The 9,381-nt window shown below is 68.8% G+C and carries 9 protein-coding genes, 1 tRNA gene, 2 pseudogenes and 1 riboswitch; of the genes and pseudogenes, 6 read left to right on the top strand and 6 right to left on the bottom strand.

The annotated features are described in order from the left end of the window. Both TY51_RS04435 and hemP read left to right on the top strand, forming a co-directional pair. Positions 1–574, top strand: a 574-nt coding sequence (locus tag TY51_RS04435; protein WP_042246392.1) for a metal ABC transporter solute-binding protein, Zn/Mn family, incomplete at its 5' end; no start/stop codon positions are given. 148 nt (positions 575–722) lie between these two features. Further along, a complete protein-coding gene (hemP, locus tag TY51_RS04430) occupies positions 723–899 on the top strand; it encodes a hemin uptake protein HemP (RefSeq protein ID WP_064503568.1) in 177 nt (58 codons plus the stop codon). On the opposite strand, the gene TY51_RS04425 is transcribed toward hemP, so the two are convergent. Further along, complete coding sequence (locus tag TY51_RS04425) at positions 865–2,487, bottom strand: pseudouridine synthase (RefSeq protein ID WP_156117876.1); 1,623 nt, start codon at positions 2,485–2,487, stop codon at positions 865–867. The two genes, hemP and TY51_RS04425, sit on opposite strands and share 35 nt — an antisense overlap. Positions 2,488–2,605: 118 nt before the next feature. On the opposite strand from TY51_RS04425, the gene TY51_RS04420 reads away from it, so the two are divergent. After that, entirely contained in the window at positions 2,606–3,058 is a 453-nt protein-coding gene (locus TY51_RS04420) for a nucleoside deaminase (protein ID WP_042246386.1), read from the top strand. Positions 3,059–3,105: 47 nt separating this feature from the next. Further along, positions 3,106–3,179, top strand: a tRNA-Gly gene (locus TY51_RS04415). Positions 3,180–3,194: 15 nt separating this feature from the next. Here the strand turns inward: TY51_RS04415 and TY51_RS04410 are convergent. The 4 genes and pseudogenes from TY51_RS04410 to TY51_RS04395 all read right to left on the bottom strand — a co-directional run bounded on the left by TY51_RS04410 (position 3,195) and on the right by TY51_RS04395 (position 7,186). Further along, positions 3,195–3,958 (bottom strand): annotated as a pseudogene (locus tag TY51_RS04410) (ABC transporter ATP-binding protein). Continuing rightward, positions 3,955–5,009, bottom strand: a pseudogene (locus tag TY51_RS04405) (FecCD family ABC transporter permease). Before TY51_RS04405 ends, TY51_RS04410 begins: the two co-directional pseudogenes overlap by 4 nt. After that, positions 5,006–6,013 carry an ABC transporter substrate-binding protein gene (locus TY51_RS04400; RefSeq protein WP_042246383.1) on the bottom strand — a complete coding sequence of 336 codons (1,008 nt, stop codon included), beginning with the start codon at positions 6,011–6,013 and terminating at the stop codon, positions 5,006–5,008. Before TY51_RS04400 ends, TY51_RS04405 begins: the two are co-directional and overlap by 4 nt. A gap of 151 nt (positions 6,014–6,164) precedes the next feature. Beyond that, a riboswitch (cobalamin riboswitch) is annotated at positions 6,165–6,384 on the bottom strand. 145 nt (positions 6,385–6,529) lie between these two features. Further along, positions 6,530–7,186, bottom strand: coding sequence for a hemolysin III family protein (locus tag TY51_RS04395; protein ID WP_042246380.1), 657 nt, complete (start codon positions 7,184–7,186; stop codon positions 6,530–6,532). A 368-nt stretch (positions 7,187–7,554) separates the two neighbouring features. Between TY51_RS04395 and TY51_RS04390 the strand changes: the two genes are divergently transcribed. Continuing rightward, positions 7,555–7,782: a DUF1127 domain-containing protein gene (locus tag TY51_RS04390; RefSeq protein ID WP_042246377.1), complete on the top strand. Its 228-nt coding sequence runs from the start codon at positions 7,555–7,557 to the stop codon at positions 7,780–7,782. A 141-nt stretch (positions 7,783–7,923) separates the two neighbouring features. On the opposite strand, the gene TY51_RS04385 is transcribed toward TY51_RS04390, so the two are convergent. Beyond that, the gene (locus tag TY51_RS04385) at positions 7,924–8,661 is read right to left on the bottom strand and encodes a Crp/Fnr family transcriptional regulator (RefSeq protein ID WP_042246375.1); all 738 of its coding nucleotides are present in this window, start codon (positions 8,659–8,661) and stop codon (positions 7,924–7,926) included. A 138-nt stretch (positions 8,662–8,799) separates the two neighbouring features. On the opposite strand from TY51_RS04385, the gene TY51_RS04380 reads away from it, so the two are divergent. After that, entirely contained in the window at positions 8,800–9,021 is a 222-nt protein-coding gene (locus TY51_RS04380) for a hypothetical protein (protein ID WP_042246371.1), read from the top strand. Positions 9,022–9,381: the final 360 nt, after the last annotated feature.

Here is a 9,381-nt window from a genome sequence, read left to right as displayed (position 1 = left end):
CGACCACGACCACGACCACGGCGACCATGCGGGGCATGACCATGTCCATACCGGCACCGATCCGCATGCCTGGCTGAATCCGGCCAACGCGGCCCCTTGGCTGGACGCCATCGCCGCGACGCTGTCCGAACAGGACCCCGACAATGCCGACACCTATCGTGCGAACGCGGACGCGGCGGCCGAACGCATCGCTGCCCTGGACGACCAGCTGCGCGAACGCCTGGCCCCGCATGCCCAGGACCGGTTTGTCGTGTTCCACGACGCCTACGGCCATTTCACCGACCATTTCGGCCTGCAGCCTGCAATCGCGGTGTCGCTTGGCGATGCCTCGACCCCGTCGGCGGCACGCATCGATCAGATCCGCACCCAGATCGCGGACACCGGGGCGGTCTGCGCCTTTCCGGAATACGCCCATGACGCCGGCCTGATCGACACCGTGACCGAAGGCAGCGACATCCGCACCGGCGGCGAGTTGAGCCCCGAAGGCGGCATGCTGCCCCCCGGCGCGGGTCAGTACGAGGTTCTGCTGACCCAGATGACCGACACCATCGTCGACTGTTTGGGCGCGGAATGATCCCTTCCCGGGTCGCCGAACCGGCGGCCCGGACCGACGTCTGGCACGCCAATGACCGGCCTTGCAGATTCCTGACTATTTTACTTTGACAAACCTGAATGAATTTGTCAGCATTGGGCATCATCACTGTCCCAGCATGAGGCTGACCATGACCGCAACGCGCCCCGCCGATTTCACCCGCCCCGGCACCGCCATCCTGGCCCGGATGCCGCAGCATGACGCCACCGCCCTGACCCAGGGCGGCAACCAGGCGCTGATCGTCCTGGACGAGCAGGTCTATCAGCTGCGTATCACCCGTGCGGGCAAGCTGATCCTGACGAAATAGACGCAAGGCCGTCGACAGCGGAAAGGGCCGCCCTTGCGGGCGGCCCTTTTGTCTTGCACCGGTCTGGTGTCAGCCGCGAGGCTTGCCGCCGGGACGGCCGCCACCCTGCGGGCGATCCCCACGGGGCGCGCCGGAAGGCTTGGCGCCAGCCGGACGCGGCTTGCCCTGGAACTTGCCGCCCGCCTCGCCGCGTGGGCCGCCTGCCGGTTTGCGGTCGCCATCGGCGCGCGGCTTGCCAAAAGGCTTGCCCTCGGGACGCGGACCGCCGAACGGCTTGCGCCCTTCGGCCCCCCTCACCGCGAGGTGCGCCATAGGGTTTGCGGTCGCCATCAGCGCGGGGCTTGCCGAAGGGCTTGCCTTCGGGGCGCGGACCGCCAAACGGCTTGCGGCCTTCGGCCCCCTCACCGCGCGGTGCGCCATAGGGTTTGCGCGCCTCTCCGGGCTTGCCGGAAAAGCGGGCGGGACGGGAATCGTCGCCGGGACCGGACGTGCGGCCGCCACCTTCGCCGGGGCCGGACTTCTTCCAGCGCGGCTTGTCACCTGCTGGCCGCGGGCGGTCGCCGAAACCGCCAGGCGCGTCAGCGCCCCGCGGGCGCGCGCCGTCGGTGCCGGCGGGCTTGGCGCCCCAGCTGCGGGCCGGGCGGTCGCCCTGTCCGTCGCGCGGGCGGTCGCCAAAACCGCGACCTTCGGGTTTGCCGCCGAAGCCGGGCTTGGGGCCGAAACGGCGCGGGCCGGCATCGCCACCCTCGGACCGGGCAGCGCGTTCGCCGGCGGCACCACGGGGGCGCATCTCGCGCGGCTTGTCCTCTACCTCTCCGGTCAGCAGGCCGCCCAGCTGGTCGCGCAGGACCTTGCGCTTGACCTCGGTCACCTGGTTCTTGTCCATGCCGGTCAGCTTGAAGGGACCGTAACCGATGCGGATCAGGCGGTTCACCTGCAGGCCCACATGGGCCATCGCGCGGCGGATCTCTCGGTTCTTGCCCTCGCGGATGCCGACGCTGATCCAGGCATTCGCGCCCTGCTGGCTGTCCAGCTTGATCTCCATGGGAGAGAAATCCTCGCCCTCGATGGTCACGCCGCGACGCAGCGGGTCGAAGGTCATGTCCGAGGGCGTGCCGTTCACCCGCACGCGATACCGCCGCAGCCAGCCCGTCGCGGGCAGCTCCAGCCGGCGCTTCAGCTCTCCGTCATTGGTCAGCAGCAGCAGACCTTCGGAGTTCAGGTCAAGGCGGCCGATGGTCATCACGCGGGGCATGTCGCGCGGCAGGGCGTCGAACACCGTCTGGCGGCCCAGCTCGTCGTTTTCCGACGTGATCAGGCCCAGGGGCTTGTAGTACAGCCACAGCCGCGTCTCCTGCGGCTCCTCCAGCTTCTTGCCGTCGACGGTGATGCGGTCGCCCGGCGCCACGTCCAGGGCGGGGCTGTCGATCTTCTTGCCGTTCACGCTGACGCGGCCCTCGACGATCATCCGCTCGGCCTCGCGCCTGCTGGCGACACCGGCGCGCGCCATCACCTTGGCGATGCGGTCGGCCTCGGTGCGCGGCGCGATCTGGGGGGCCTTGCGGTCGGGAATCTGTTCGTCGGTCATGCGCGTCTCCTTCGCATCTCTGCGGGGCAAAGAGGGGTGCATACGCCCAAGCGGGCCTTGTGGAAAGCGTTTCTTTCCCCGGCTTGCGCGCCGCGCGCGGGATTGCGACAAGACGGTCATGGTCCCCTTCACCACCCATATGGCGCTAGCCCTGTCCCAGGCCCGCGACGCCGCCCTGCGCGGAGAGGTGCCGGTGGGCGCCGTCGTGACCGACCCGCAGGGCCGCGTGGTGGCCGCCGCGGGCAACCGCACGCGCGAGTTGTCGGACCCCACCGCCCATGCGGAAATCCTGGCCATCCGCGCCGCCTGCGCGGCCCTGGGGTCCGAACGCCTGCCCGGCCACGACCTGTGGGTCACGCTGGAGCCCTGCCCGATGTGTGCTGCCGCCATTTCGGCCGCGCGGATCGCCCGGCTGTATTACGGCGCGTCGGACCCGCGCATGGGGGGCGTCGCGCATGGCGCGCAGGTATTCCGGCACGCGCAATGCCACCACCGCCCCGAAGTCTATGACGGTCTGGCCGCGCCGGAATCGCGCGACCTGCTGCGGCGGTTCTTTGCGCAACGACGGTGACGCGACCGCTTGAAACCGCCGCGCGGGCGGACTATACCGTTCCCCGCGCGGGTGTTGTGTAATGGTAAGACCCTAGCCTTCCAAGCTAGAGACACGGGTTCGATTCCCGTCACCCGCTCCAATCCTTCTCATCGCATCAGACGACCGGATGAAACCGCATCACGCGGCTGCCGTCCTGCGGATCGGTCAGCGTGCTTGCCCGCACGTGAAAGACCCGCGCCAGCAGGTCAGGCGTCAGAACCCGGTCGGGCGGGCCCAGGGCCACCAGCCGCCCGCCCTGCATCACAGCCAGCCTGTCGCAGCGCATCGCCTGGTTCAGGTCGTGCAGCGCGATCACCGTGGTCAGGCCCAGACCGCCGACCAGATCCAGGATCGACAGCTGGTGGCGGATGTCCAGGTGGTTCGTCGGCTCGTCCAGCAGCAGGATCTGCGGCGCCTGCGCCAACGCGCGGGCGATATGGGCGCGCTGTCGTTCGCCCCCGGACAGGGTGGACCAGTCGCGCCCCGCCAATGCGTCATGTCGACCCGCGCCAGCGCCTGCGCCACATGCGCCTCGTCCGCCGGGGACCAGGGACGCAAGGCGTCCAGCCACGGGGTGCGCCCCAGGGCCACGGCGTCGCGGACCGTGATCCGGTCCGACGTCTCGGCGCTTTGGGCGACCAGGGCGATGTGGCGGGCGATCTGGCGCGCAGGCATCGCCCGCAGCGGCTTGCCGTCCAGGGCGACATGGCCGCCGTCGGGCCGGACCAGCCCGGCCAGCATCCGCAGCAGCGTGGATTTGCCCGACCCGTTGGGCCCGATCAGGCCCAGCATCTCTCCGGGGCGGAGCTCCATGCTCACGCCCGCCACCAGGGCGCGACCGCGCATGCAGCGGGTCAGGTCGTGCGTCGCCAGCGTCATGATGCCGACCGTGCGCGGATCAGGATCACGGCAAAGGCCGGCGCGCCGATCAGCGCGGTCACCACGCCGATGGGCAGGGTCTGGCCCGGCACCAGCATGCGCGCGATCACGTCGGCGGCGATCAGGAACACCATCCCGATCAGCGCCGAGACCGGCACCAGCCGCGCGTGACGCGTGCCCACCAGGAACCGCGCCGCATGCGGAACGACCAGCCCGACAAAGCCGATCGCGCCGGTGATCGACACCATGACCGCCGTGGCCACCGCGGTCGCCAGGATCAGCACGGCCTGCACCCGCCGGACCGGCACGCCCAGAGACGCCGCCGATTCCGTGCCAAAGGCGAACGCGTCCAGCGCCCGGACATGCCACAGCGCCGCCCCCACCGCGATCAACGCGGCGGCCAGCGCCAGGCCGACATCGTCCCACCGGACGCCCGACAGGTTGCCCAGCAACCAGAACATGATGCCGCGCGCCTGTTCGGCATTGGCCGACCGCGCGATGATGAAGCTGGTCAGCGCATTGAACAGTTGCGACCCGGCGATGCCCGCCAGCACGATCTGCGCGGCCCCGCGTGCGCCCGGGCCGCCCCCGACAGGCGCGCCAGCCCCACCACCAGCCCAAAGGCCGCGACCGCGCCTAGCAGCGCGCCCGCCGACATCGGCACGAACCCCGCGCCGATCCCCGCCACCGCGACCGTCACCGCACCGGTCGATGCCCCGGCCGAGATGCCCAGCAGATAGGGATCGGCCAAGGCGTTCCGCAGCAGCGTCTGCAGGACCAGCCCCGATATCGCCAGCCCCGCCCCGCAGGCTCCCGCCACCAGCGCGCGCGGCAGGCGGTAAGCCCAGATGATGCCCTGATCGATCGGGTCCAGGGCGTATCCCGCGCCCAGCACCTGGTTGGCCAGCGCCTGCCAGACGGTGGCCAGGGGGATCGGCGTCTCTCCCATCGCGGTGCCGACCAGGGGGGCCGCCGCGATCAGCAGCGGCACCCACAGCCAGACCGGAACGGACGGGCGCCGGGCAACCGGCACCCCGATATCGGCGGTCATTCGGACAGCCCGTCCATGCCCGCGGCCAAGGCCTCCAGCCCGTCGATCATGCGGATGCCGGGGTGCATCGCCTCGGCGTCCAGGACCACGATGCGGTCCTGGCGCACGGCGGTCATGCGGCTGGTGACCGGGTCCGATTTCAGGAAACGCAGCTTTGCCTCGACATCGTCGGCGGGAAAGCGGCGGCGGTCCATGCGCGCGATCACCAAGACCGATGGATCGGCACGGGCGATCGTCTCCCACCCCACGGTGGGCCATTCCTCGTCAGAGGTCACGACGTTGCGCAGGCCTAGGCGGTCCAGCATCCAGGCCGGGATGCCCATGCCGCCCGCCATGTACGGGCCCATCCCCAGATCCGCCGAAGAGAACCACACCGCCGCCGAGGCGTCCCGCAGGTCCATCGCCCGGGCACGGGCCACGACCGCCGTCTCGCGCGTCTTCAGATCGGCGATCAGCGCCCGGCCTGCGTCCTGTGCGTCCATGACCTGCGCGATCTGGTCGATGCTGTCCCACAGGGTCGCGATGTCGAACGGCGCCAGGCGCGTGCCGTCAGCGCCAACGGTGTTGTCCTTGCCGTGGCAGTCCGTGGGCATGACATAGGCCGGGATGCCCAGGTCCGCGAACTGCGGGCGGGTGCCGACTGCGCCCTGTTCGCCGATCATCCATTCGAACATCGTCGGCACGAATCCGGGGCGCTTGTTCACCACCGCTTCAAAGCTGGGCATGTTGTCGATGACCCGTTCAACCGCCGCATCGTCAGTCGCGTATGCGGGCAGCACCGCGTTGAACCACAGCGCGGTCCCGGCCATCCGGTCCGCCTGGCCCAGCGCATACAGGATCTCGGTCGTCGATTGGCCGATCGATACCACGTTGTCGGGTCGCGCGGCGATGGTGACCGTGTGCCCGCAATTGTCGATCACCAGAGGATAGTCGGTCGGCGCGGCAAGGGCCGCGTGGCCCAGGCCCAGCGCCATCGCGGTCGTCAGGAAAAATCTGGTCGTCATGGTCGTCCTTCATGAAACGAAGGACGGGGTTGAGGAAGGCGCATCGGCGGTCGCCGGGTTCGCGAACCCGGTTCCGCCGCATCTGGCGGTCACGCTTTGACTGATGCCTTGGGTCGGCACATGCGGTCTTTCTCCGGGGCACCCCGCCCGGGTTGGTTCAGGTCATGATGGCAGGTCTCCTGACTTGCGGATCGCGGCCTTCCCCGCCTTCCCGGCGCACAAGGGGCGCCAGTGGCATCATGGGGTCGGCTACCGCTTACAGTTGCGGGGGCAGTCGCGGATTCGGCGCCTGATGGCTACACCTCACCGCGTTCCCTTTTCACCCTGCCGGGGCCTTGGCCGGCACGGGAACCATCGATCATCGGAATGCCGCCGGGCCCGCCCGAAGTCAACCGTGAAGGCGGTGGGAGAAGACCGGGGGCCGTCGCAGCGTATCGACCCGGTCGGTCCCGGGCATGCGGACGCTTGCCGCGATCAGGTCGGTTCGAAGGCAACGGCAAGACCAGGCAGGGTTACCTAGGCATGACCGACGACATGCGTCGTCACGGCAGCGTACAGAAACCCGCTGGCCACGATCACGAACAGATGCCAGATCGTCCGGTGGAACGGCAGGCGCGTCATCATGAAGAACGCAAACCCTGCGGTGTACAACAGTCCCCCGCTGACAATCAGCCCGAAGACCTGCGCGGACATGCCGCCGAACAGCGCGCCGCCCGCCACGGCCCCCGACCAGCCCATGATCAGATAGAGGCTGATGGCCGCACCCTGAAATCTGTCGGACGCGATGCTTCGCAGCCCCACGCCCAGCGCGGCACAGCCCCAGATCCATGCAAGGAACCAGCCCGTCTCATTGGGCGACAAAAGCGCGAACACCGTGTATGTGCCGGCGATCTTCAAATAGATCGCGGAATGATCCATCCGGCGCAGGACAGGCGTCCAGGCCTCGGGGTGGGTCATGTTGTACAGCGCCGAACACAGGATCATCGCCACCAGCGTGGCACCATAAAGCGACACCCCGACCACCGCCTGCGCGTGCATGTCGATGGACAGCGCCTGCGATATCAGGATCGGCACCGCCAACAGGGCAGCCGCCAGACCGACGGCGTGGACGATCAGGTCGGTCAGCGTCTCGGAACGGCTGTAGCCGATGCGTTGCGGAAGGCGGGAGAGCATTCCTGATCCTTGTGCGATGAGTGAGCGGGCTGTGCAGGTCTTGTGCGCTGAGGGTATCAGAGCCTGATGACCAACGCCGTCGAAATGGGATTGATCCACACAACCGTGATGGTTTCGCCAACGGACGGCATTTTTGATGCCGTGCGCCGGGCAAAGCTTGAGCATCCCGTTTGATTTCAGCGTCCGGTCCCTGACCCGTGCACACGGATCGATCAGATCGTCACGCCGCCCATCCATGACGATGCTGCATAGCAGCATTGGCCAAGCCGCCGGTTGTGAAACCGCCCCGATAGCGCCATCTTCAACTCAACGAAACGCCGGGCCAATCCGGGAACGGCGCAGACGAGATGAACCGAAAGGATACGACCATGGCTGTTATCGCCCAAGCACACAACGCCACCGCCGACGCCGGCCTGCGTGGCCGCCTGCTGAGCGCGATCCAGCGGATGCAGGAAAACCGCGCCCGCCGCGCGGTCTACCGCCAGACCGTGCGTGAACTGAACGCCCTGACCACCCGCGACCTTGACGATTTGGGCATCAACCGCTCGATGATCACCCGCCTGGCGCACGAAGCGGCATGGGGCTCGGCCCAGTAAGCCTGGGACACCAGGAATTCGCATTCCCGGCCCTTTCCTCCTCCCTGGGTCCGGGACTGGCGGCATCCTCCTCTCCTCCTCCCGGGGGGATGCCGCCCAAAGACCCCTCCTCTCCGGGTCCATGGCCCAAGACATGACCGATCAGGCCAGCAACGGCCCGGCCTGATCCAGATAGGCGGCGTCGAACCCGGCATAGGCCACAAGCGCCGCGAAATTCACGAAGGTGACGCGCCCGTCGCGAAACACGACAAGGTCACGCTCGCGCAGCTGTCTCAGGATGCGATTGACGTGGACGGCGCTGAGGCCAAGCGCGTCGGCCAGGTGATATTGCGTCAGCGGACAGTCATAGCCCGCCGTGTCGCCCCGCCCGACCAGGGCCAGCCGCGTTCCCAGTTCCAGCAGGAAATGCGCCACGCGGACATCCGCGGCGCGACGGCCGATGCCGACCAGGTGTTCGACCACCATCGCCTCGTCCCGCGATGCCGCCCACAGGATCGCGGCCGCCAGGCGGGGCGCGCGACCGAATGCATCGATCAGGTCGGGGGCCAGCACCTCTGCCACGCGGATGTCGGTCAACGGCTCGAAGCTGTGATCCGATGTGCGCAGCAGCACGCTGCGCAGCCCCAGGAAATCGCCCGAGATCTGGATGTCGACGATCTGCCGCGACCCGTCCGGCTGGATCTTGTAGGAACACACCCATCCCGACATCAGGATATAGGCCGCATGACGGGACTGGCCCTGATGGACCAGGTCGCGCCCGGCCTCGACGACGCTGATGCGCCCGTGCAGGTCCGCAAGCACCGCCAGTTCGGCCGCAGACAGCACGGCAAAGGCCGAAAGCTTGCGCGACAGCGGGCTGTCCAGGGGGCTGTGTACCATTCTCTCCTGCCGAAATCGCGAAAATCGGATGCGGGACTGCTTTCGATCAGTCCGCACCCGGCAGGATCCTGACAAGGTCCACCCACGCGTCGGCGCCACCCTAGCGCGCCCGACAGGCCGAAGGAAAGGACGCACGCCATGGATTCCGCCGGGCTGGCCGCCTTGACCCTGTTCGAGGCCTTGATCCTGGCGCTGCATGACCGCGACGTGCTGCCCCGGTCCGAAATCCTGGGCCTGCTGCAGGACGCGGCGACCACGCGCCACAATGCCGCCCGCCTGACCGGCGGGCCCGATCATGCGGGTGCCGCACGGCTGATCGACGACATCATCGCCAGGGCCGAGCTGCTGCCTCGGGACTGAGCCACGCAAGAACTGGATGACCGCATGTTCCCCAAGGCCCTTGGCCCGCGCCCGCCATGGTCGGACACGGCACCCGTCCGCGCCGAACTGTTCGGACTGGAGCGGCTGGAACAGCACGCCCGGTCGCTGGCCGCCGATCAGACCGTGACCGCCCGCCCCCCGCGCGCGGCCCCGCTGCACAGGCGCCTGGCCGACACGCCCGCGCCCTGCGCGCGGCCTATCGCGACAACGCAGCCGAAGCCGCCGCCGGTCGCCCGACCGTGCCCGCCGCCGACTGGTTGCTGGACAACTATCACCTGGTCGAGGCGCAGATCCGCGAAATTCGCGTCGATCTGCCGCCCGGCTATTACCGGCTGCTGC

This window comes from Paracoccus sp. PAMC 22219 (assembly GCF_000787695.1).
Lineage (GTDB): Bacteria > Pseudomonadota > Alphaproteobacteria > Rhodobacterales > Rhodobacteraceae > Paracoccus.
The sequence above is the reverse complement of the archived record's forward strand: the minus strand, read 5'-3'. Positions and strand labels throughout refer to the sequence as shown.

Coding starts and splice junctions, on each gene's coding strand:
- hemP (WP_064503568.1), top strand. CDS start 723: ATGACCGCAACGCGCCCCGCCGATTTCACCCGCCCCGGCACCGCCATC.
- TY51_RS04425 (WP_156117876.1), bottom strand. CDS start 2,487: ATGACCGACGAACAGATTCCCGACCGCAAGGCCCCCCAGATCGCGCCG.
- TY51_RS04420 (WP_042246386.1), top strand. CDS start 2,606: ATGGTCCCCTTCACCACCCATATGGCGCTAGCCCTGTCCCAGGCCCGC.
- TY51_RS04400 (WP_042246383.1), bottom strand. CDS start 6,013: ATGACGACCAGATTTTTCCTGACGACCGCGATGGCGCTGGGCCTGGGC.
- TY51_RS04395 (WP_042246380.1), bottom strand. CDS start 7,186: ATGCTCTCCCGCCTTCCGCAACGCATCGGCTACAGCCGTTCCGAGACG.
- TY51_RS04390 (WP_042246377.1), top strand. CDS start 7,555: ATGGCTGTTATCGCCCAAGCACACAACGCCACCGCCGACGCCGGCCTG.
- TY51_RS04385 (WP_042246375.1), bottom strand. CDS start 8,661: ATGGTACACAGCCCCCTGGACAGCCCGCTGTCGCGCAAGCTTTCGGCC.
- TY51_RS04380 (WP_042246371.1), top strand. CDS start 8,800: ATGGATTCCGCCGGGCTGGCCGCCTTGACCCTGTTCGAGGCCTTGATC.